Raw genomic sequence first — 21595 nt, 5'->3', positions numbered from 1 at the left:
TTCGCGTTAGCCGTTCCAGCCGAGCAGCGCGCGCGTCTTGTTCGCGGCCTCGGTCAGCGCCTCCTGGGAGGTGACCTTGCCGCTCAGCGCCGACTCGATGGCGGGTGCGATGATCTCGTCGTTGATCTGGATCCACTCCGGCAGCGCCGGCCTGGCCTGGGCGACCTTGAGCTGCTCCAGGAACGCCGCCTGGTCGGGCCCGAACGTGGTCGCGTCCCGCTCGGCCGCCTCGATGTTGGTCGGGAAGCCGCCCAGCGCCTGTGCCAGCGTGGTGTTGTTCTGGGCGTTCGTCAGGAAGGTCAGCCACTTCCACGCCAGCTCGGCGTTCTTGCCCTTGCTGAAGACCACCGCGTTCTCGCCGCCGATGTTTCCGGCGGGCTCGGTCTTGTACGGCAGCGGGGCGGTGCTGAACTCCAGGTCGGGGAAGTCCGCCTTGATGGTGGCCACGTCCCACGGGCCGGAGATCATCATTCCGGCGAGGCCGTTCTCGAAGGGCTTGTCCGAGTCGGTGATCTGCCGGGGCGACGAGGGCAGCAGGTCCACCCAGAGCTGGAGCGCCTCGACCGCGGGCGGCTGGTCGAACAGGATCTTCTTGCTCTTCTCGTCGACGAGGGAGCCCCCGGCGCCTCCGACGAAGCCCGGCCACATCCAGCCGCCGTAGCCGTCGCCCTTCGGCACGACCATGCCCGCGATCTTCGGGTCGGCCTGGTGGATCTTCGCGGCCGTCGCCTTGAGCTCGTCCCAGGTCTTGGGAGGCGTCGGCACCAGCTTCTTGTTGTAGAAGAGTGCCACCGCGGTGTGGTCGAGCGGCAGCCCGTAGAGCTTGTCGTTCACCTTGTTGGTGTTGAGGGCGCCCTCGTAGAAGATCTTCTCGTCGACCGTGCCGGCGGGCATCTCCTTGATGGTGCCGTCCAGCGCGTACCTGGCGACCAGCGGCTGGTCCAGGATGCCGACGTCGGGGACGGTCCCGGCGGCGACGGCGCTGCCCAGCTTGGTGTTGTAGTCGTCCTTGGGGATCTTGACGATCTTGACGCTGACGTTGTTGGCCTTCTCGAAGTCGGTACGCAGCTTCTCGATGACCTCCCCCGCCTGCGGGGTGCGGTCCTGGAACATCCAGTAGGTCAGTGTCGTGGCCTCCGAGGCCGTCCCGTTGTCGCCGCCGCAGGCGACGAGTCCGGCGAGCAGTGCCATACCGGCCGCAGCCCCTGTGACTCTCCTGATCATTTCTTCCTCCTGATGGGGGGTGCAACGGACGATAATGTAAGTTGTGAAAAAAGTTCAGTCCCCTTGAGAAACGCTTTGGTAACACGGAGGAGAGGTGGGCGTAGGTCGCCCGTGGGGCAGGGACCGTCCGGAGGCTCGGGGCCGGGCCAAGATCTTCAAGTTCTCAATTACCATGTGCCGTGACATGGGGAGGGGGGCCATCGTGAGGCCCGAGCGCAGGACGGTCCGCGACGTGCGCAAGGGCAACCGGGCCATGCTGCTGCGGACCCTCTACTTCAGCGGTCCCGTGACCCGCAACGAGCTGACCAGGCTCACCGGCCTCAGCGCCGCCACGGTCAGCAGCATGACGGGCGACCTCCTCGCCGAGAACATCGTCGTCGAGGCCGGCCAGGCCGAATCCGACGGCGGCCGCCCCCGCGCCATCCTCCGCGTCAACCCCGTGTACGGCCACGTGGTCGGCGTCGACGTCGCCGAGACCCACGTGCGCGTCGAGCTGTTCGACCTCGAGATGAACGAGCGGGCCAGGGCCGAGTACGCCCTGCGGCCCGGCGGCCACCAGATCGAGCTCGTGGTGCGCCACATCCTCGCCGGGGTCGAGGCCGTCCTCGACGACGCGGGCGTCCCGGCCGATCAGGCCCTCGGCGTGGGGGTGGGCGTCCCCGGCATCGTCGAGGACGGTCCCGACGCGCTCATCCACACCAGGACCTTCGGTTGGGACGGCGTACCCATGGGAGCGCTCCTACGGGCCGGCACCGCGCTCCCGCTGTTCGTCGAGAACGGTGCCAAGGCGCTGGGACGCGCCGAGCTGTGGCCCGCCCTCCGCCGCGGCGGCGACCCGGGCCGCGACGGCGCGGGACGCGGGTCCGGTGACGCGGTGATCGTGCTGATCGGCTCCGGCGTCGGGGCCGCCATCGTCTCCGACAGCGTGACCTTCCGCGGCGTGAGCAGCAGCGCGGGGGAGTGGGGCCACACCAAGATAGTGGTGAACGGCCCGATCTGCCGGTGCGGCGGTCGCGGCTGCCTGGAGGCCTACATCGGGGCCGAGGGCATTCTCGACCGCGCCGGGGTGCCCACCCGGACGACCGACTGGCAGGCCGAGCTGGCCGCCCTGGTGGAGTCCAGGTCGCCGGTGATCACCCAGACCGTCACCTACCTGGGCGTCGGCCTGTCCAACCTGATCAACCTCATCAACCCCGAGCGGATCGTCATCGGCGGCTGGCTCGGGCTCCTGCTCGGCCGGCACCTGCTCGACGACATCCGCGCCGCCTCGGCGGAGAACTCCCTGCCCCGGCCGTACGCGGCGACCTCCATCGTCCTGGGCCGCCTCGGCCCCGACGCCGTGGCCCACGGGGCCGCCACCCTCGTCCTGGGCGAGTTCCTGAACGCCCACCCCTTCGCGCGGATCCCCGCGCCCCGCTGACCGTGGAGAGACCCCGCCCGTCCGGTGGGATTCCCCCGACCCCGGGAAGACCCCCGTCGGCCGGGGGCGCACGCCGTCAGGAGAGCGCCCGCGCGTACCGCTGGAGCGCCTCCCGCCACCGCTCGCCCACCAGGGCCTCGTCCTCCAGGGCCAGCTCCGCCGGCGCGCCCGGGGCGCAGACTCCGTAGATTTGGTCGGCCACCTCCGGCACCAGCAGGTAGTCGTAGTTGAACGATCCCTCGAACCCGAGCCACGCCACGACAGCGCCCTCGCAAGCCCGCCGCAGGCACACCTCCAGGTACCTCGCCAGTTCCTCCGGGACGTCATCGAAGATCAGGTCGTACTCGAACACGTGTCGCCCCGGCAGGTAGTCCTCGTCAGCGGTGAGGTCGTATGTCCTCACCGCTGATGGGACGACCTCGCCGTCGCGGAAGTCCACCCGGGGTGCCGTCTTGGCGACGGTGACCACGAAGACACTGATGACGCACCGCACACCGTCCCATGTCAGAGCGTCGGCAACCGTACTCACTACAAACCCCACTTCGCGATGTTCTTGGCATGAGCTTCCCCTCGTAGCGTGGAGATCGAACCGAGAGGGGTTTGGTCGTGGCAGGTACCACGCGGCGCCGCTTTGATCCGGAGTTTCTGGCCGGAGTGGTGCGGATCGTCAAGGAGACCGGCAAACCCGTCGCGCACGTCGCCCGGGATCTGGGGATCAACGAGTACACGCTGCACAATTGGGTGCAGATGGACCGGCACGCCGGCGGTCAGGTCGGCGGCGGAGGTGGAACGCTGAAGGAGTCCGAGCAGGAGGAGCTGGCCCGACTACGGGCCGAGAAGGCCGAGTTGGCGCGGGAGCTCGCGCGACAGAAGGCGGCCTGGGCCAAGGAGCGCGAGCAGCTGGAAGACGAGCGTGATGTGCTCAAGCGCTCGGTGGTCTTGTGGGTTCGAGAGGCGATGGGCCGGTGAGCGTGGCGGCCTCCCGTCAGCTCCCAGAAGACCGAGTACGGCATCAGCCACGTCATCTCCTGCCGGGCGCTGGGGGTTTCCCAGTCCTGGTTCTACAAGTGGAAGGCCCGGGCCCCGACGCCGCGTGAGCGGCGGCGTGCCGATCTGGATGCGGCGATCGAGGAGCATTTCACCGCTTCCGGTGGCACCTACGGCTCGCCGCGCATCACCCGTGACCTGCGGGAAGAAGGCTGGAAGGTTTCGGTCAACACGGTCGCGGCGCGGATGGCCGAGCTCGGCCTGGCCGGTCGGGTGCGCAAGAAGCCGCGCTCGCTGACCCGGCAGGGCAGGCGGCAGGCGGCGCCGGATCTGGTGCGCCGCCAGTTCACCGTGGTCGCACCCGATGTGCTGTGGTGCGGCGATGTCACCGAGGTCGTCACCGATGAGGGCAAGCTGTACCTGGCCACGGTCGAGGACCTGTTCTCCCGCCGGCTGCTCGGCTATGCGATGAGCGAGCACCACGACGCCGCGCTGACGGTCGCGTCGTTGCAGATGGCGGTCGCCACCCGGGGCGGGGCCGTGGACGGGGTGGTGTTCCATTCGGACCGCGGGTCGCAAGGTGAATACACCGCGGCCGCCTACCAGGCCGCCTGTCTGCGCAGTGGGGTGGTGCAGTCGATGGGCCGGGTCGGCTGCGCGCTCGACAACGCCGCGGCTGAGGCGTTCAACAGCACGCTGAAGGTCGAGTTCGTCCACCGGCACCGGTTCCGCACTCGGGCCGAGGCCCGGCTGAGGATCGCGACCTGGATCGCGGACTTCTACAACACGCGCAGGCGGCACAGCGCCAACGACGGGCTACCACCGGTCACTTTCGAGCGTCAGATGATCGAGAGGAGGCAAGCGTCATCGCCCCTGGTGAGGGCCGCTGTGGCATAGGAACCTCTCCACGTTTTCAGGGGATTGACATCGGCGGCCTCCCTTGGGCCGAGGTGAGAAGGGGCACGGCTGATCTGTCTCGCCGGTCCCGACAGGGAAGCGCGGGGGTGACACGAGGCGGGTGCCTGTTAGATCCTATTTGCCCAGGTGAGAGCCTTAAAGTATGAGATATTCAGACAGGGGTGGTGGGCTGTCCGCGCAGGAGCGGGCCAGGCGCGAGAGGCTGCGGTTCCGGGCCGCGGATATGTTCGCGGGGGAGATCGCGCCGGCGCGGGTGGCCCGGCTGCTGGGAATCACCCGGAAGTCCGCCTACGAGTGGTACGCGCTCTGGCGGCGGGGCGGCAGGGCGGCACTGGCCTCCAAGGGCACGGGTAGTGGCCGCAAGCTCACCGACGAGCAACTGGCACGGCTGGAGGAGGCCCTGGAGGAGGGCGCCGCCGCCTACGGCTGGGCCGACAGCCGCTGGACCACCGAGCGTGTCGCCGCGCTGATCGCGGAGAGGTTCCAGGTCTCCTACACCGCGCGCGGGGTGGCCTATCTGCTGGACCGGCTGGGGTGGACCGGCCGTTTCCAGCTGCCGGTACGCCGGACGGGGCGGCGGCCGGGGTGACCGGAGGGACAGTGGACGGGGTGGCTGGAGGGACGGTGGACGGGGTGGCCGGAGAGGCGGCGGGCGGGGCGGCGGACGGGGTGCGGATGCCCGGTGTGGGCAGGTTCGTGATCTCCACTCCGGTGTAACCTCCGCCTTTCCTTTCCGGCGACAATCCCGGACCAAGGCTTTGTCCTCTCTAGGGAGAAAGTCCTTATGTCCGTGAACTAGCGTCTTACGTGTCGTCGATTCAGCATATTTCCTGGAAATCTGTTCGACGCCCTGTAAGTCCTGGCGGCACGCCGGGTTAAACCATTAGACACGGAGTGATTTTTCATGTTCAAGCATGCTCTCGCCGCCGGAACCTTGGTGGCATCCACCCTGATCGTCGGCATGACGATGGCGGCCCAGCCCGCCGGCGCAAGCGCGGCGTCCCAGCAGGTCGCCTCCCTGTCGGCACTTCCGGCGACCGCCGGCGGCAGCAGCTTCGACCCCTTCAACCCCTTCGGCTTCTACCCCCGGTATTCGCCATTCGGTGTCTACAACACATACGTTCCTTTCGGCTTCCGGCCTTACTACCGTCCTTTTGTCTTCCACACCCACTGGTAAGCCAGAAAACGGTAGAGCACGGTAATGGCCGAGCATGACGGCGCCGGGCGTGGCCGACCACGCCCGGCGCCGTTCGCCGTCACGGTGCCGGCGGCACCGATGGTGTCGTCGCCGCCCGTCGCGGTCCGGCCGCACGATCCGGCCGGGCCGATCGTCGCCGTCCGTACGCTGTCCGGCCGAACGGTTTGAAGACCGAGAGCACCACATTGAGCACGTAGAGGGTCAGGGCGACGCTCGGCGCGATGACCAGGACGCGGTCCACGCCGCCGAGATCCAGGGAGAGCAGCTCCCCGGGGAGGGCCTTCGACACCGCGGTGGCGGCCGTCTCGATGTGGGAGCGCAACGCGAGCACGGACGCGGTGGCCGCGACCAGCGTGGTCACCAGCTTGGTCAGCACCCAGTGGTACCTGACGAATCCCCACGGCGTGCTCAGGCAGAGCAGTACGCCGGTCAGCAACGCACCGAGGCTCACCGGGACGATCAGCACGTCACCGAAGACGTCCATGGCCAGGTAGGAGGCCCGCAGCACCTCCGGATCCCCGGTCGTCAGCGCGGCGACCCCGAGGCTGAGCAGGCCCAGGTCGAGCCCGAGCCAGCCGACCGAGATCACCACGTGCAGGGTCAGGACGGTCTTGCGGACCGGAGGCGGCATGGCCGGCACGGGGCGGCGGGCGGTACGCCGCGCGGTGCGGTCGTCGGAGGGGACGGTCGGGGGCATGGGCGCCTTCCGGGCACGTGCCGCGCCGCGTACCGGACCCTGCCTCGCGGGCCGTCAGGGGGCCCGGGGCGTGGGGAGGACCGGCGAAACGGCCCGGCGGGAGCGGGGCGGGATCGTCATGGTGTCCACTCCACTCTGGCCGGGAACGTCCACCGGGCCGTCCTCCACCGGTTGGCCTCTCCCGTACGCCCTCCGTCGTACGGGACGTCATCCGTGAGGTGGCCCGTCTCCGTCCCGCCCCGCGCGCAGGACGGAAGGTGTCCGGGCCGGGGACGCGCGGCGGGCGCGTCCCGGGAGCCGCTCGCGGCGGCTCAGCCCGCTTCCGTCGTCGTGCCCGGAGCGGTACGTGACTGCCGGCGCATCGCCAGGACGATGTCCGCGATCGCGATCAAGGCCAGCACGGCCATCGCGACGGTGAGCCAGGTGATCCCGGCCACGACGCCGAGCACTCCGAGGCCGATCACCGCTATCAGGGCGAACGAGCCCAGGCGAATGTGAACGACGTCGCGCGGGGTGGCCGCGACCATGGGCTTCCCGCTCGCCGAAGTCTCCTCCGGCATCTGTCCTTCGGCCGTCATGTCTTCCCTCCTTGGTCGAGACGCACCCTTTACCCGGATGTCCCGCTGTCATGTGTCCAGCTCACGTCCGTCGTGACTGTTCGAGGGCTTCCACCAGTCCTTCGGGGTCGGAGACCGTCAGGGTTGCGCCCGGATGGGTCAGGAAACCGCCGGGTGCCAGAGCGGGCACCGGAATGTGGAACCGGACGCACACGCCCCGCCTGGCGTTGGTGCCGAACGTCACCCCGCGGTCGGCCAGCGACAGGCGCGGCCCGATGGCCTTCCACGGCGCGTACGGACCCGTCACGGTGGTGCCCGCGACGTTGGACAGGGGTGTGCGCAGCGACCAGAAGCCGAAGCGGACCGAGAACTCGCCCTCGCGGACCTCGGCGAAGGCCCTGCCGGGCCCCACCCCGAACAGCAGTAGCGGTATCCGCCACGCCGGGTCGAAGCCGAACGCGAAACGCGTCATCCCGTCAGGACTCCCACGGGGCGGCCTCGCCCATCTTGGCGTAGTACTTGGCCAGGTGGGCCTTGATCCGGCCGAGGTCCTCCTCGGGCACCTTGACCCCGCCCCGGGCCCCCTGAAGGATCCCTCCCGCGGCCCGCACGGCATGGGGCACCACCTTGAGCCTGCCGTCGATCACGTCGGCGATGGGGAGCTTGTAGCTTCCGAAGTTCTCCGGTTCGTCGCCGTCGTACCAGAGGTGGGCCTCCCGGTAGCGGTCGTTGGGTTCCTCCGTGGCACCTGACCACGAGCGGACGCGCTTCTCGGCCGCTTCGCCGTCCCAGGTCCTGTCGTGGTCGGCCAGTGGCAGATCCTGAAATCGGGTGACCGTCATGAGCTCGCTCCCTTCGTCGAGGGTTTCCCTACCCGGGTGACCGGACCCATGCCTGCCGCCGACATATTTGGACTTTCCCAGGGGAGGGGATCGGCATGACCGAGACTCCTGAGGTGAGCGAAGACACGGAAGACACGGCCGAGCGTGACACTCCCGAGCAGGACCCACCGCCCGCGGGCCCGCGAGGGGCCGACGGCGAGACCCGCGTCGTGGCGGAGCGGTCGGGGTCGGACACGACCTTCCCCGAGCGGCCGCTGCTGGCGGACCCCGACGACGCGCGCCGCACCCCGGAAGAGGAAAGCCCCGAGGGCGCGAGCCAGGCCGAGGCCGCGGCCGACGACAAGGCCGACGACGAGCCCGGCGACGGGGCCGAATCCGAGGTCGGGGCCGAGGAGGGCGATGGCGGTGATGGCGGCGATGTCGGGGCCGAGGAGAGCGAGGGGGACAGGAAGGGCGCGTCCGGCAACGGGACGCCGGAACCGGAGGTCGGCCCGGCCTCCTGACCCCGGCCTCCTGACCCCGGCCTCCCGGGAGTGACCCGGCCTCCTGAGAGTCGCCCGGTCCGAAGCCTCCCGGCCCGAAACTTCCCTGTCCGAAGCCTCCCGGTCCGGCGGCCTTCGGGGAGTCATTCCCCGAACGCGGCGGCGGGGGTCCCGGAGAACCGGGACCCCCGCCACATGGTCGAGGTTCAGCTCTTGAAAGCGTCCTTGACCTTCTTCGCGCCGTCCTTCACCTTTTCCCCGGCCTGCTTGAGGTGGCTGTCGGCCTGGTCGGTCCTGCCTTCGGCCTCGAGTCGCTCGTCGCCGGTGGCGCGTCCCGCGCCCTCCTTGACCTTGCCCCCGAGCTCTTCGGCCTTGTTGGCAATCTTGTCGTCGGCACCCATGGTGCAATTCCTCCCGTTTGTGGAATTTTGTCCATGCAGTGGTTCCCCTCTCCTGCAGCGGAGGGGGTAAACATGCCCGCCCTGGAGGCCAGGCCGATCCGGCGCCGGCCGGCCGATGAGGACGGGTGCGCGGGTCATGCCCACTCCCGGGGCCGCCGGTCGGCCGGTACCCGCCGGGTCGCCTCCGCCGCCGGACGTCGCCCGTACGGCGGGACCGCACCCCTCGCCGGAGGCGGGGCGCGCCCCGGCCGCGAAACGCCGTGCCGTGACCGCGAAACGGCCGTGCCAGGCTTCGGAACGGCGCCGTGTCCGGTTCCAGAGTGGCCGTGTCCGGCGGGAAAACGGAATAACGGACGCTGCGCTTTCAGCGGAAAGCGCTGACAGCGAACGAACGGAAAACGCGGTCCCCGGCGGGACTATGGTCGCGAGTGTTCGTTATTCGAAAACCCCGGGTTCGGAGTAGGTGGAAGACATGAGCGGTCCCCAGATCGTCCCCGAAGACCAGCTGTATCAGCGGCTGCTGCGCAAGCGGATCGTCGTGCTCGGCAGCGAGGTGAACGACGAGGTCGCCAACCGGATCTGCGGGGAGCTGCTCCTGCTCTCCGCCGACGACGACCGGCGCGACATCTGGCTCTACATCAACTCACCCGGTGGCTCGGTGTCGGCCGGAATGGCCATCTACGACGTGATGCAGTACATCCCCAACGACGTCGCCACCGTGGCCATGGGCATCGCGGGGTCCATGGGGCAGTTCCTGCTCTGCTCCGGCGCCCCGGGCAAGCGCTACATCCTGCCGCACGCCAGGGTGATCATGCATCAGCCCTCGGGGGGCCTCGGGGGCACGGCCGCCGACATCGCCATCCAGGCCGAGCAGATGCTCTACACCAAGCAGACGATGCGCGAGCGGATCGCCTTCCACACCGGCCAGCCGCTGGAGCGGATCGAGGACGACTGGGACCGCGACCGCTGGTTCACCGCCACCGAGGCCAGAGACTACGGTTTCGTCGACCAGGTCATCCGGAACACCAGCGAGGTGGTGTCCGAGGGCTGATATTTCGTTCCCGGGGCGATTTTCTCTCGGGATGATCGCAACCTGGGAATAATTTCGCTTCCGGGGTGGTTCCGCGCGGAATGGCATGGCGCCATTTCCCGTTGAGGCAGGAAATGGCGCCACGGCGATAAAGCATCGCCTCGCCGGCCATTGAACGGCTGCCGTCCGATCGCTTGAACGGCAGTCTCCTGGCCGCCCTCCGACCGCCCTCCGGTCACCCGCCGCCTCCTGACCGCTTCCCGGCCACCTCTGGCCGCCCCCCGCCGCACGTGACCGCTCCGCATGTGGCCGCTTCGGCAGTGTGGTTCCGGCAGAGTGGCTCCGCCCGTGGTGACGCCGTCAGTGACCCCGTCAGTGGTGGCAGAGCAGGCAGCGCACGGCGTGTTCGAGAGACTCCGCGTCGGTGATGGGCGAGGGCCAGGGAAGCCGGATCAGCGTCGGGTCGTCCACGCCGCAGCGGACGGTCGCCCCGAAGCGGTCGAGTTCCCAGAGCCAGGCCTCCGGCACCGGCGCGGCGAGCAGGGAGCCCAGCGCGGTCTCCAGCTGCCTGCGGTGGGCGTCGTTGACGTGGCGGAGCATGCGCTCGGCCTCACCCATCAGCGGATCGGGGGCGGCGCCGAGATACTCCTCGGCGTCCAGCACACCCGACTCGGGCCCGGCGAGATAGATCACCCTGCCGATGTCGACGCGGAGCAGCCGGGGGCCGTCCGTCCCCTCCAGCACCTCGAACAGAGCCTCGTCGGGGCAGCGCTCGGCGATCGCCACCGCCGTCTCCCTCACCTCGGCCTCGGGCACGGCCTGCACCCAGCCCTGCACCTTGAGCAGGCCGCGTGACAGCTCGTGCTCTCCCAGCGAGCGGTTCGACGTCAGATCCACGGTCACCATGGGCTCGTCCCGCGTGTCATGGAGCGGGTCGCCCGGCAGGACGAGAAGCACGGGCCGGCCGGCGCCGTCCACGCCGCCCCTGGCGGGCCTCGCGGGGCCGGTGGATCCGGAGATGGACACGTGGGTGGGAGCGGCCGTGGCGGCGAGGGTGCGGACCCGCTCGGGGATCGGCGGAGCGGTGACGGGCTGCATGGACCGGCTCTCCTTGAAGGTCGGGAGATACAGCTGTTGCTGTGTAAGATTAGCCTTGCCTAACTAAGGTAGACCTAACCACAAAGGAGTGAGCATGCGCTACACCGGACCGAAGGTGCGGCTGTCCCGGAGGGCCGGCGTGCCGTTGACCCGCAAGGCCGTCCGCTACTTCGAGGAGCGCCCCTACCCGCCGGGTGAGCACGGTCGCAAGACCAACCGGCGGCAGACCGGTGACTACGGGCTGCGGTTGATGGAGAAGCAGAAGCTCCGCTGGTACTACGACGTCTCCGAGCGGCAGATGCGCCGCTACTGGGACCTGGCGTTGCGCGGCACAGGACGTGCGGGCGCGGAGCTGGTGGTGCTGCTGGAGACGCGCCTCGCCTCCCTGGTCCTGCGCTCCGGCCTCGCCCCGTCCATTTACGCGGCCCGCCAGTACGTCGCCCACGGCCACATCACCGTGGACGGCCGCAAGGTCGACATCCCCAGCTACCTGGTCAAGCCGGGCCAGGTCATCGCGGTGCGCGAGAAGTCACGCCGGATGCAGCCCTTCGTCGCCGCGTCCGAGGGCGTGTACGCGGACGACCGGATCGCCGCCTATCTCGACGTCGATCACGCCGAGCTCACGTTCACCCTGTTCAGCCGCCCGCTACGCGAGCAGATCGTGGTCCCGGTGGACGAGCAGCTCGTGGTGGAGTTCTACTCGCGCTGACCTGACGCCGATCCGCGGCGCCGGCCCGCTGCCCCCCGGGTGGCGGGCTTTCTCGCGCCACCGTTCCTTCGCGCGCCCTTGGGGTCCGAGCCGCCGCCGCTTCCCTCCGGGCGCGCGTCGCCGTTCGACGCGGTGTTCGACGCGGTGTCCCTGGCGTCGCCGTTCGCCGCCGTGTTCGCCGCCGTGTCCCCGGAGTCCGGGCCGCCGTTTCCCGCTGAGCGGGCGTCGCCGTTCGCCGCCGTGTTCGCCGCCGTGTTCGCCGCCGTGTTCCCGGGGGGCGGTCCGGGGTCCGGGGCGCCGTTTCCCGCCGCGCGCGGGCGGCCCTTCGCGGACGGGCCCGGACCGCCGTTCGGTGTCACCGGGACCCGGTCCCGCAGCTCCCGCACCTCGGCCCGGAGCGTGGCCAGCTCGGTGAGCACCGCCCTGCCCAGGTCCTCGGTCGCCTGCATGGACTCCTCGGCGTGCTCCTCCTCCATCGCGCTGACCACCACCGCGATGAACAGGTTCAGCACCACGAAGGTGCACACCAGCATGAACGCCACGAAGAACACCCACGCCGAGGGGTGGTGGGCCATCACCTCGCGGGTGATGTCGGACCAGGCGTCCCCGGTCATCATCTGGAACAGGGTGAACAGCGAGGTGGGCAGGTCGCCGAAGTACTCCGGGGCGGTGACGTGGTAGAGCTTCGTGCCCATCACCGCCGTGACGTAGAGTACCAGTGCCAGCAGCAGCACGATCGAGCTCATCCCCGGCAGCGCGGTGAGCAACGCGGTCACCACCCGGCGCAGGCTCGGCACCACGGAGATCAGCCGCAGCGCCCGCAGGATCCGCAGCGCCCGCAGCACCGAGAGCCCGCCCGCCGTGGGCAGCAGCGAGATCGTCACGATCGCGGCGTCGAAGAGGTTCCACGGGTTGCGGAAGAACCGCCAGCCGTAGGCGTAGAGCCTGGCGGTCAGTTCGACGACGAAGACGTAGAGCGCCAGGTGGTCGACGATGGTGAGCAGCGTGCCGAACCGCTCGACGGTCGACGCGGAGGTCTCCAGCCCGAGGGTGGCCGCGTTGATCACGATGACGGCGACGATGAACTGCTGGAAACGGTGCGTTTCGAGCAGGCGGCGGAGACGCTCGCGCGGTGGCACGGGGGCTCCCGGGGGTCGGAGAGGCCAAGGACAAGCCAAGATCATAACGGACTGGTGAAGTTCTGGATCCGCCGTTGATGTCATGAAACATTCCGGTCATTCGATCTTTGCTGTCCGGAAACATGGCATGTTCCGAAAATGTGCACCGCGTACGTTGTTTCCCTGGCGTGCGGCAGGCCGTCCCGCGCGGCCCGGCCCGCCGCACGGGCCGGCTTTCGCCCGTGACCTTCCGTCCGTGGCCTTCCGGTCGTGAGAGCTAGGCCGGGTCCCCGGTCGCGGCGGTCCGGGAGGTGTCCTGCCGGCGAAGGCAGTAGTCGCCGATGCCCGACTCCAGCAGCTCGAAGCCGCGCTCGGCGTGCCGTCGCAGGTCGGGGGCGATGGCGTCGATGGTCTCGCCCGCCAGCATGCGCTCGATGGCGTGGGTCATCAGCCGGTGCAGCACCGCGCTGATCTGGGCGGCGACGAACGCGGGGGTGAGGTCGCCGGGACCGGCGCCGGCCTCCTCGGCGAGCGTCCTGGCGAGGGCCTTCTCCCGCGCCTCGTTCATCTCCCGCACCCGGGCGTTAAGTGACGGACTCCGGGAGACCATGCGGGTGAAGGCGTCGCTTCCCTCGTGGAACCCGTAGCGGTGGTGGCGGGTGTCGAGCGCGTCCAGGAAGTCGCGCCGCAGCGCCGCCAGCGGACTCTCGCCGGGCCTTCGCTCCCGTACGACCCTGCTCGGCAGGTCCTCCACCTCCTCCTGCCGGTCGAAGAGCAGGTCCTCCTTGGTGCCGAAGTAGTTGAAGACCGTGTTGACCGACACGTCGGCGGTCCTGGCGACCTCGGCCACCGTCACGTTGTCGAAGCCCTTCGTCACGAACAGCCACGTGGCGATGTCGGAGATGCGCTGCCTGGTCTCCCGTTTCTTGCGCTCGCGCAGGCCCTCGCTCATGGGGCTCATTCTAGGTGCCGGACTATTTTTGCAGTGACTCCAAAATTGGTGTTACTGTAAAAATGGAGGCGATCAAATGATCAAGACATCGGCACTGAGCAAGACCTTCCCCGGCGGCGTGGAAGCCGTCCGGGGCGTCGACCTGGCGGTGGAGGCCGGGGAGATCGTCGGATTCCTCGGCCCGAACGGCGCGGGGAAGACGACGACAATGCGGATGCTGACCACCCTGGTGCGTCCCAGCGGCGGCACCGCCACGGTCGCGGGCCACGACCTGCTCACCGACCCGAGGGGCGTGCGGCGGCGCATCGGCTATGTGTCACAGGGCGGCGGGATGGACCTGTCGAACCCGGTGGGGGAGGAGCTGGAACTGCACGCCATGCTGTACGGCATGCGCCCGGCCGAGGCGCGCGAACGGGTCGGGAGGGTGCTCGACCGGTTCGCGCTCACCGAACTGCGCGAGCGGCCGGGCGGGGCACTCTCCGGCGGGCAGCGCCGCCGCTTCGACCTCGCCTTCGGCCTGGTCCACGACCCCGTCCTGCTCTTCCTCGACGAGCCCACCACGGGCCTGGACCCGCAGAGCAGGGCCGCGCTGTGGGAGCACATCACGAGCCTGCGCGACGAGTTCGGCCTCACGGTCTTCCTGACCACGCACTACCTCGACGAGGCGGACGCGCTCGCCGACCGCCTGTTCGTCATCGACGACGGCGTGATCGTCGCCCAGGGCACCCCGGCCGAGCTCAAGGGCGGCACCGGCACCCTCGACGACGTCTTCCTGTCCATCACCGGCCGCTCCCTCAGAGACGATCCGCCGGGTTCCTCGGGCTCACCGGGCTCCTCGGGAACGAGCGACGAGCGGCAGGCGGCTCACCCGGCGGGTGGGCGGTGATGAGCGTCGTCCGCGACACCTGGCTGATCTTCCGGCACAACGTCCGGATCTCGCTGCGGCAGAAGGCCGGGATCGTCTTCGGGGTGCTGCAGCCTCTGCTCTACCTGGTGCTGTTCGGCCCGCTGTTCGTCACGATCGGTCCCTGGGAGACGCTGATCCCCGGTCTGCTCATCCAGGTGGCGCTGTTCAGCGCGGGCCTGGCCGGGTTCGGCATCGTCATGGACGCCAGGGCCGGGGTGCTGGAGCGGCTGCGGGTCACCCCGGCGCACCGCGTCTCCCTGCTGCTCGGCCGCGTCCTGGCCAGCTCGCTCACCCTGGTGATCCAGTCGACCATGCTGATCGTGGTGGGCTACGCCTTCGGCCTGCGCGCGGCGATTCCCGGCGTGCTGGTGGCGCTGCTGATGATGATCCTGCTCGGCGTCAGCCTGGCCGCGCTGTCCAACGCGATCGCGCTCGTCATGGACCCCGAGGCGTTCGCGCCGATCATGAGCACGGCGATCGTCCCGCTGGTCCTGCTGTCCGGCGCGTTCCTGCCGATGTCGATGGCACCGGGCTGGCTGGACCTCCTGTCGCGCGTCACGCCGTTCCGCTACGTGCTGGAGGCCATGCGCGAGCTGTTCAACGGCGACTACGTGAACGGGACCGTCGGCCTCGGCGTCGCGGTGACCGTGACCCTGTCGGTGCTCTGCGTCGTCGTGGGAACCCGCGTCTTCAATCGCGAGAACGCCTGACCGCCCTTCTCGCCGATCGGCTCTCGCGGCCGCGGCGCCGTCGCCGGGCCGGACCAGGGCCCCGCCCGGCGAGCGCGGTGTTCAGCCCGGGGGGCCGTACGGCTCGATCCTCGGGTCGGAGTAGGGGCCCCCGTCCGCCTCCGGGGCGACCCGGCGGGCGGCGGACTCGCTCACCCGCAGGCCGTACAGGCCCTGGTCGGGGTCGATGAGCACCAGGCCGTAGTCGGTGTCGACGTCCTCCTCGGGTAACTCCAGGCGCCGCATGGCCTGCGCGAGCGTCGCGTCGGGCGGGAGCCGTACGGTGATCAGGAGCATGCACTCACGCTACGCGTTTGGCGCGGCGGCGCAACGAGGCGAGCATTCCGGCGGTGTCGACGACGCCGTAGCCGTAGTCGTGGTCGAACCCGACGTCGCCGTGATCGTCGGCGGTGCGCCGGAGCAGGGTGCGCAGCTGGGCGGGCGACAGGCGCGAGGAGGGCCACAGGGTGCGTACGGCCGCGACCAACCCGGCGGCGACGGGGCACGCGGCCGAGGTGCCCGAGTCGGCCTCGTCGTCGCCGAAGGCCCCCGAGCCGGAGAAGTGGGTGTAGGCGCAGAGGTCGGGCTTGCGGGCGGTGAGGCGGCCCGGACCCTGTGAGGAGTAGCCGACCCGCTCGCCCCGGATGTCGACGCCGCCGATCGACAGGACGCGCGGGTGGGAGTTGGCGCCCGTGATCGGCCGGTCGGGGTACGCGCACCGGCCGTCGGGACAGTCGCGCCCGCAGTTTCCCGCGGCGAACAGCACGTCGGCGCCCGCCCGCTCCAGGCTGGAGACGATCAGGTTGAACGGGTGGGCCGGGTTGTCGGAGTAGTTGCCGGGGTGGCCCGCGGGGAAGTCCCAGTCGGGAGAGAAGGAGCCCCAGCTGTTGCTGACGACCAGGGAGCGCGAGGCGGCGGGCTGGGCCTCGAGGACGGTGCGCAGGTGGGCGAAGGCCGCCACCGCGTCCGACAGCAGGCCGTCCAGCGCGCTGCCTCCCGGGCGCCGGGACAGCAGCACGGGCACGTCGATCAGTGACGCCCCCGGTGCGGCGATGAGCGCGTCGAAGGCGCACATCGTGCCGTGGTCGACGGGGAACTCGCCCGCCGTGCCCCGTACCCCCGAGGGCTTCCAGCTGTGCTGCGCGTCGAGGGCCACGGCGCGGTCGAGGCGCCGGGCCACGTGCGCGGCGTTGATGCCGGTGTCGAGCACCGCGAGCGCGACGCCCGCGCCGTCGAGACCCTCGCGGGCCAGCTCGGCGACGTTCAGCAGCCGCCCCACGTCGCGCCAGTCGCCCACCGGGGCCGTTCCGCCGCAGGTGAGACCCCGCTCAATCACCGGGTCGGCGAAGACTCCCACGACGTCCGGACGGAGCGAGGGCAGCAGGGTGATCCGGGTGGAGATCTCGTCGTCGGAGATCTCCCCGCGGACCAGGACGGAGGCCTCGTCGTCGGCGAAGGAGAACGTCAGCGGCTGGTTGAGCGAGAGGGGGTCGCCCCCGGCGACGGGAACCGGCCGGGGCGCGATGACCGGGGTGAAGGAGGGGTCCACGACGACCCCGGGCAGCGCGTCGGCGACGTCGGCGGCCGCCGCGCTCACCGTGGGGTCGGCCACGGCCGCGACGACGTCGGGGGAGGGACGGAGCTGGAGCAGGACCCGCATGTGCACCACCGGGGCTCGAGGGGATCGGGTCCCACCACGTTCCTGCATCCGCCTCGATCCCGTCCAGCCGTTGAAATCACTCCCTATCCGGACTCATGGCATGTAACCCGTGCAAACGACGGGCGTGGATTTCCTTCCCTGCGCGGGTGCCGGTCACTAGCGTTGGGCGTCATGACCGCAGCGGCGGAGACGACTCCACCCCCCAGCCCCGATGTCCGGCACGCACACTGGCTGAGCACGCGGCCCAGACTGATAGTGGCCAGTGGCTTCATGCTCTTCCTGGAGCTGGCCCTGATCCGGTGGACCGGGTCGAACATCGTTCATCTGAGTTACTTCACGAACTTCGTCCTGCTGGGGTCCTTCCTCGGCATCGGACTCGGCTTCCTGCGGGTGGGACGCAGCACCCGCCAGCCGTACTACTCGCCGATCGTGCTGGCCGTCCTGGTCGTGGTCGTGTGGCTCTTCCCGGTCACCGTGGACCGCCAAACCGAGGGGGTCCTGTACTGGACGAGCCTGAGCGCGAGCGGGCCGCCCCCCTGGCTGATCCTTCCGGTGATCTTCGCCGCGGCGGCGATCGTGCTGATGGGCCCGGCCGAGCTGGTCGGGCGCTGCTTCCCCGAGCTCGAACGGCTGGAGGCCTACCGCTACGACCTGATCGGCAGCCTCAGCGGCATCGCGCTGTTCACCGCGCTGTCGTTCCTCAGCGCGCCCCCGGTGGTGTGGGGCACGATCGCCGCGGTCGCCTACGCGGTGCTGCTCTGGCCCCGCAAGGTCTGGGCCCGCGCGGCGCTGCTCGTGCCGTCGCTGATCGTCGTCGGCGTCCTCGCGACGGAGACGCTGACGGCCGGGGCGCTGTGGTCGCCCTACTACAAGGTGACCTACGTGCGCGGCTACTGGGAGGGCGTGCCGCTGATGAACATCGACGTCAACGGCATCCCGCACCAGCAGGCCACCCCGGCCAAGAACCGCCTGGAGTGGGAGCGCCAGTACGCCCTGCCTTACGAGCGCGCGGCCTCCGGCAAGCTGGACAACGTGCTCATCGTGGGCGCGGGCAGCGGCACCGACGTGTCCATCGCGCTGTCGAAGGGCGCCAAGCACGTGGACGCCGTGGAGATCGACCCCAAGCTGCTCGAACTCGGCCGCTCCTACCACCCGGACAAGCCCTACTCCGACCCCCGGGTCACCACCCACGTCACCGACGGCCGCGCCTTCCTGGAACGGACCTCCGACAAGTACGACCTGATCCTCTTCGCACTGCCCGACTCGCTCACCCTGGTGTCCGGGGCGAGCTCGCTGCGGCTGGAGAGCTACCTGTTCACCCGGCAGGCGATGGAGGCGGCCAGGGACCACCTCAAGCCCGGCGGCGCCTTCTCGATGTACAACTACTACCGCGAGACCTGGCTGGTGGACCGCCTCGGCTCCACCATGCAGGCCGCCTTCGGCCACAAGCCCTGCGTCGACATCGTCAGCGAGACCGGCCAGCAGGCGGTGATCACCGCGGGGCTCACCACCGAGGCGCAGCGGTGTGAGTCCGAGTGGGCGGGGGTGAAGGCCGACACCCCGCCGCCGGCGAGCGACGACCGGCCCTTCCTCTACCTGAAGGACCGGACGATCCCGCAGATCTACATCATCACCCTCGGCCTGATCCTCATCGTCAGCCTGCTCGCCGTGCGCGCCGTCGCCGGTCCGTACCGGCGGATGCGCCCGTACGCCGACCTCTTCCTGCTCGGGGTGGCGTTCCTGCTGCTGGAGACGAAGAGCGTCACCGGGTTCGCGCTGCTGTTCGGCACCACCTGGGTGGTGAACGCGATCGTGTTCGGCGGGGTGCTGGTCGCCGTGCTCGCCGCGGTGGAGGTGACACGCCGCTTCAGGGTACCGTCCCTGCCGGTGATGTACGGCGTGCTGCTCGCCGGGCTCGTGCTGGCCTGGCTGGTGCCCAACTCCTGGCTGCTGAGCCTGCCGCTGCCGCTGCGCGCGGTGACCGCCGTGGTCGTGGCGTTCCTGCCGATCTTCGCGGCCAACGTGGTGTTCGCCAAGCGCTTCGCCGACTCCGCGGACGCCACGGTGTCCTTCGGCGCGAACCTGCTGGGCGCGATGGTCGGCGGCTGCCTGGAGTATCTGGCGCTGGTCATCGGCTACCAGGCGCTGCTGATCGTGGCGGGCCTGGTCTATCTGGGCGCCTTCGCCCTGCTGCCCAGGACCTCCGGGGCCGTCGCGGGCGGCGGGGGAACCGGGGGCGGCGGCGCGGTCAAGGTCGGCTGACAAGGTCGGCTGAGCCGGTGGGCTCCGGGCGAGGAGTGCCGGTGGGCTCCGGCGGGGAGTCCCGAAATCCCGGAGCCCCGAAATCCCGGAGCCCCGAAGTCTCGGGGTCCTGAAGTCCTGGGGGCCCGAGGTCCCGGGGTCCTGAAAGCCCGGAGCCCGGGGCCAGGAAAAAGCGTTGTGGCCCGTCCTCCCGCGAAGGAGGGCGGGCCACATGCGTGTGGCGATCGCGCGGGGCCGTCAGCGGCGGAGCCGCTCGCGCGGAGCGGTCAGAACCCGCAGAGCTCGTCCAGGGACTGGGCCTCTGCCTTGCCGTTCTGGGTGGGCGTCTGGCTCGGCTTGGCCACCGCCGACCTGGAGGGCTTGGGTGTGGCGGCGGGCGTCGCACCGCTCGTGCCGGGGGAGGCCGTCGCGGCCAGGGGGCGGCGGGCGGGCTGCAGCGACTGGCGCAGCGTCCTGGCGGTCGCCGTACGGATCTTCTGCCAGTCGGGCGAGCCGGTGTAGAACTCCGGCGGCACGAACTGGAGGCTGACGATCCTGGCGTCCTTGACCTTCAGTCCCAGCTCGATGATGTGCTCCAGCAGCTCGCGGGGGATGTCGGTCTTGGCCATCTTCTTGGCCACGCCCGCGATCTTGGCGAAGTTGGTGAGCACGACCGACGGGGTGGCCTGCTGGGCGAAGGCGCCGATGACGCAGCGCTGGCGGGCCATCCGGGAGAAGTCGTCGCTGCCGACGCGGGAGCGCCCGTACCAGAGCGCCTCCTCGCCGGAGAGCTTCCGGTATCCGGCCTTGATGGTCCCGGCGGTGCCGTAGAGGCCGCCCCACGGGACGTCGCGCTCCACCCTGATCCTGAGGCCGCCGATGGCGTCCACCAGGTGGGCGAAGCCGAACATGTTGACCAGGGCGTAATAGTCGATCTTCAGGTTGAGCGTGTAGCCGATGGCGTCCATGAGCGCCCGGGGGCCCCGATGCCCCTCCTTGACCCCGGGCATCAGCTCGGGGTGGTCCTCGGCGTACTGCCAGACCTCGTTGAGCAGGCCGCCGTTGGGCAGCTCGCGCATGAAGCCGTCGGGGAACCGCTTGCCGAGCGCGCTGCCGGGCGGGAAGCGGACGTGCTGGAGGTTGCGGGGGAGGCTGAACATGGCGGTGTTGCCGGTCGCGACGTGCACGCTGGCCATGGTCATGCTGTCGGTCCGCACGCCCTCCCGGTTCCCGGCGCCGTCGCCGCCGACGAGCAGGAAGTTCACCCGCTTGCGCCCGCCCCACGGGTCCTCGTGCTTGACGGGGACGGCCGTGGGGTTGTCGGCGGCGGACGCGAAGATGGCGTTGGCCGTCTCCTTGCCGGTCATCACGGTGCTCGCGGTCAGCGCGAACGGCGCCATCACCGACACGCACAGCACGCCGACCGCGATGCCCGACACGATCTGCCCCCTGCCGCTGAGCCGGTCGGGCCCGAGGGAGATGTAGGAGAAGAGCACCAGCAGGAACCAGGTGATCGCGCCGACGACGGCCAGGACCACCGCGGTCGTCAGGATGCCGTCGCGGGCGACGAAACCCGCGTTCTTCGTACCGCCCAGGGCGAACCAGCCGACCAGGGCGGCCAGCAGCAGCGCGCCGAAGATCGTGAGCAGGATGTACCCGGTGCGGCGGTGTCCCGACCGCAGGTGCGCCGCGCCGGGGAGGACCGCCGACAGCGCGGTCCAGCCGATGAGCGCGCCGACCGTCAGCGGCTTGGCGAACTGCGGCCGCTTCCCGGGAGGGGCGGGCGGACCGGGAGGACCGGGGGGTCCGGGGGGTCCGGGGGGAGACCCAGCGGGCCCTCCGGTCTGCCCCGACGCCTGGGCCGGGCCGGCGCCTTGGCCCGGCCCGGCGTCCTGGCCGGGCCGCGTGCCCGCTCCGGTCTGCGAGGGAGAGGTCATCAGCCCGTCGGGCGCGCCCGGGGCCGGAAGGGTGTCGTGCCCGTTGTGCGCGGGCTGCCCGTTGGGTACGCCGTGCGGGGGAGGCGTCCCCTGCCCGCTGATCCCCTGCCCGTTGACCCCCTGCCCGTTGTGCGCGCCAGGGAGGGAGCGCGCCTCCTGCCCGTTGGCGGCGCCCCGTGCGCCGGGCCGAGGCTGCGGGGGAAGCGTCCCCCGCCCGTCCGGTACGCCCTGGACCAGGTCGGAAACCGCCCGGAGCCCGTTGTGCGCGTCCCCGGCGGGAGCGTCCCGGGCCGGTGGCGTGCCGGGTGGGCCAGGGGGGATTCGCGTCTCGGCCGGACCTTGCGCGCCGCCGCGGCCCGTGGCCGGGCCTCCGCTGCGGCGCCGGGGGCGCCGTTTCCCACTGCCGCCGGCGAGATCCCCCGAGTCTTGCCCAAGGCGCATCGTCACACCGCTTCCTACTACGTTTTGCCCCGGTCTACCTGGCAAAAC

General features: G+C 70.4%; 22 protein-coding genes and 2 pseudogenes. 11 read left to right on the top strand and 13 right to left on the bottom strand.

All coding sequences use genetic code 11. From position 1 onward, the window contains the following. Positions 1-6 precede the first annotated feature (6 nt). Positions 7-1224: an ABC transporter substrate-binding protein gene (locus ACTOQ2_RS33545; RefSeq protein ID WP_440104829.1), complete on the bottom strand. Its 1218-nt coding sequence runs from the start codon at positions 1222-1224 to the stop codon at positions 7-9. 184 nt (positions 1225-1408) lie between these two features. Here ACTOQ2_RS33545 and ACTOQ2_RS33540 point away from each other — a divergent pair, with 184 nt between their 5' ends. After that, positions 1409-2644 carry an ROK family protein gene (locus tag ACTOQ2_RS33540; protein ID WP_440104828.1) on the top strand — a complete coding sequence of 412 codons (1236 nt, stop codon included), beginning with the start codon at positions 1409-1411 and terminating at the stop codon, positions 2642-2644. A gap of 76 nt (positions 2645-2720) precedes the next feature. Here ACTOQ2_RS33540 and ACTOQ2_RS33535 read toward each other — a convergent pair whose 3' ends face one another. Next, a complete protein-coding gene (locus ACTOQ2_RS33535; protein WP_440104827.1) occupies positions 2721-3173 on the bottom strand; it encodes a hypothetical protein in 453 nt (150 codons plus the stop codon). 77 nt (positions 3174-3250) lie between these two features. On the opposite strand from ACTOQ2_RS33535, the gene ACTOQ2_RS33530 reads away from it, so the two are divergent. From ACTOQ2_RS33530 to ACTOQ2_RS33515, 4 genes and pseudogenes are all read left to right on the top strand, one after another. Further along, positions 3251-3613, top strand: coding sequence for a transposase (locus tag ACTOQ2_RS33530; RefSeq protein ID WP_440104826.1), 363 nt, complete (start codon positions 3251-3253; stop codon positions 3611-3613). A 36-nt stretch (positions 3614-3649) separates the two neighbouring features. Further along, positions 3650-4528: pseudogene (locus ACTOQ2_RS33525) on the top strand (IS3 family transposase); the annotation flags it as partial. A 163-nt stretch (positions 4529-4691) separates the two neighbouring features. Next, a pseudogene (locus ACTOQ2_RS33520) lies at positions 4692-5129 on the top strand (winged helix-turn-helix domain-containing protein); the annotation flags it as partial. A gap of 324 nt (positions 5130-5453) precedes the next feature. Continuing rightward, on the top strand, positions 5454-5726 hold the full coding sequence (locus tag ACTOQ2_RS33515) for a hypothetical protein (protein WP_440104825.1): 273 nt from the start codon (positions 5454-5456) through the stop codon (positions 5724-5726). Positions 5727-5805: 79 nt separating this feature from the next. On the opposite strand, the gene ACTOQ2_RS33510 is transcribed toward ACTOQ2_RS33515, so the two are convergent. The 4 genes from ACTOQ2_RS33510 to ACTOQ2_RS33495 form a co-directional block, all read right to left on the bottom strand. After that, complete coding sequence (locus ACTOQ2_RS33510; RefSeq protein WP_440104823.1) at positions 5806-6444, bottom strand: hypothetical protein; 639 nt, start codon at positions 6442-6444, stop codon at positions 5806-5808. Between the two features lie 311 nt (positions 6445-6755). Next, positions 6756-7022: a hypothetical protein gene (locus ACTOQ2_RS33505; RefSeq protein WP_362682720.1), complete on the bottom strand. Its 267-nt coding sequence runs from the start codon at positions 7020-7022 to the stop codon at positions 6756-6758. 61 nt (positions 7023-7083) lie between these two features. Further along, positions 7084-7473 carry a hypothetical protein gene (locus tag ACTOQ2_RS33500; RefSeq protein ID WP_440071613.1) on the bottom strand — a complete coding sequence of 130 codons (390 nt, stop codon included), beginning with the start codon at positions 7471-7473 and terminating at the stop codon, positions 7084-7086. A gap of 4 nt (positions 7474-7477) precedes the next feature. Further along, on the bottom strand, positions 7478-7843 hold the full coding sequence (locus tag ACTOQ2_RS33495; RefSeq protein WP_440104822.1) for a hypothetical protein: 366 nt from the start codon (positions 7841-7843) through the stop codon (positions 7478-7480). A gap of 95 nt (positions 7844-7938) precedes the next feature. Between ACTOQ2_RS33495 and ACTOQ2_RS33490 the strand changes: the two genes are divergently transcribed. Continuing rightward, entirely contained in the window at positions 7939-8346 is a 408-nt protein-coding gene (locus ACTOQ2_RS33490) for a hypothetical protein (protein ID WP_440104821.1), read from the top strand. Between the two features lie 185 nt (positions 8347-8531). On the opposite strand, the gene ACTOQ2_RS33485 is transcribed toward ACTOQ2_RS33490, so the two are convergent. Further along, entirely contained in the window at positions 8532-8726 is a 195-nt protein-coding gene (locus tag ACTOQ2_RS33485; protein ID WP_440071610.1) for a CsbD family protein, read from the bottom strand. 472 nt (positions 8727-9198) lie between these two features. Here ACTOQ2_RS33485 and ACTOQ2_RS33480 point away from each other — a divergent pair, with 472 nt between their 5' ends. Next, a complete protein-coding gene (locus ACTOQ2_RS33480; RefSeq protein WP_440104820.1) occupies positions 9199-9777 on the top strand; it encodes a ClpP family protease in 579 nt (192 codons plus the stop codon). Positions 9778-10128: 351 nt separating this feature from the next. Here ACTOQ2_RS33480 and ACTOQ2_RS33475 read toward each other — a convergent pair whose 3' ends face one another. After that, positions 10129-10854, bottom strand: coding sequence for a DUF2470 domain-containing protein (locus ACTOQ2_RS33475; RefSeq protein ID WP_440104819.1), 726 nt, complete (start codon positions 10852-10854; stop codon positions 10129-10131). Positions 10855-10948: 94 nt separating this feature from the next. On the opposite strand from ACTOQ2_RS33475, the gene rpsD reads away from it, so the two are divergent. After that, on the top strand, positions 10949-11563 hold the full coding sequence (gene rpsD / locus ACTOQ2_RS33470; protein WP_440071607.1) for a 30S ribosomal protein S4: 615 nt from the start codon (positions 10949-10951) through the stop codon (positions 11561-11563). Here the strand turns inward: rpsD and ACTOQ2_RS33465 are convergent. Both ACTOQ2_RS33465 and ACTOQ2_RS33460 read right to left on the bottom strand, forming a co-directional pair. Next, complete coding sequence (locus ACTOQ2_RS33465) at positions 11551-12702, bottom strand: ion transporter (RefSeq protein WP_440104818.1); 1152 nt, start codon at positions 12700-12702, stop codon at positions 11551-11553. The genes rpsD and ACTOQ2_RS33465 overlap by 13 nt on opposite strands. 256 nt (positions 12703-12958) lie before the next feature. After that, a complete protein-coding gene (locus ACTOQ2_RS33460; protein WP_440104817.1) occupies positions 12959-13633 on the bottom strand; it encodes a TetR/AcrR family transcriptional regulator in 675 nt (224 codons plus the stop codon). Between the two features lie 76 nt (positions 13634-13709). Between ACTOQ2_RS33460 and ACTOQ2_RS33455 the strand changes: the two genes are divergently transcribed. After that, entirely contained in the window at positions 13710-14519 is an 810-nt protein-coding gene (locus ACTOQ2_RS33455) for an ABC transporter ATP-binding protein (protein WP_440104816.1), read from the top strand. After that, the gene (locus tag ACTOQ2_RS33450) at positions 14519-15250 is read left to right on the top strand and encodes an ABC transporter permease (RefSeq protein ID WP_440104815.1); all 732 of its coding nucleotides are present in this window, start codon (positions 14519-14521) and stop codon (positions 15248-15250) included. The genes ACTOQ2_RS33455 and ACTOQ2_RS33450 overlap by 1 nt, the downstream gene beginning before the upstream one ends. Positions 15251-15331: 81 nt before the next feature. On the opposite strand, the gene ACTOQ2_RS33445 is transcribed toward ACTOQ2_RS33450, so the two are convergent. Next, the gene (locus ACTOQ2_RS33445) at positions 15332-15565 is read right to left on the bottom strand and encodes a hypothetical protein (protein ID WP_362682676.1); all 234 of its coding nucleotides are present in this window, start codon (positions 15563-15565) and stop codon (positions 15332-15334) included. Between the two features lie 4 nt (positions 15566-15569). Continuing rightward, positions 15570-16928, bottom strand: a complete 1359-nt coding sequence (locus tag ACTOQ2_RS33440) for a S8 family serine peptidase (protein WP_440104814.1) — start codon at positions 16926-16928, stop codon at positions 15570-15572. 171 nt (positions 16929-17099) lie between these two features. On the opposite strand from ACTOQ2_RS33440, the gene ACTOQ2_RS33435 reads away from it, so the two are divergent. Next, positions 17100-19190: a spermidine synthase gene (locus ACTOQ2_RS33435; protein WP_440104813.1), complete on the top strand. Its 2091-nt coding sequence runs from the start codon at positions 17100-17102 to the stop codon at positions 19188-19190. A 266-nt stretch (positions 19191-19456) separates the two neighbouring features. Here ACTOQ2_RS33435 and ACTOQ2_RS33430 read toward each other — a convergent pair whose 3' ends face one another. Then, on the bottom strand, positions 19457-21547 hold the full coding sequence (locus ACTOQ2_RS33430) for an LCP family glycopolymer transferase (RefSeq protein WP_440104842.1): 2091 nt from the start codon (positions 21545-21547) through the stop codon (positions 19457-19459). Between the last annotated feature and the right edge of the window lie 48 nt (positions 21548-21595).

Source organism: Streptosporangium sp. H16, assembly GCF_051918855.1.
In the GTDB taxonomy this organism is placed as follows: Bacteria; Actinomycetota; Actinomycetes; order Streptosporangiales; family Streptosporangiaceae; genus Streptosporangium.
This window is presented reverse-complemented; position numbering and strand designations above follow the sequence as displayed.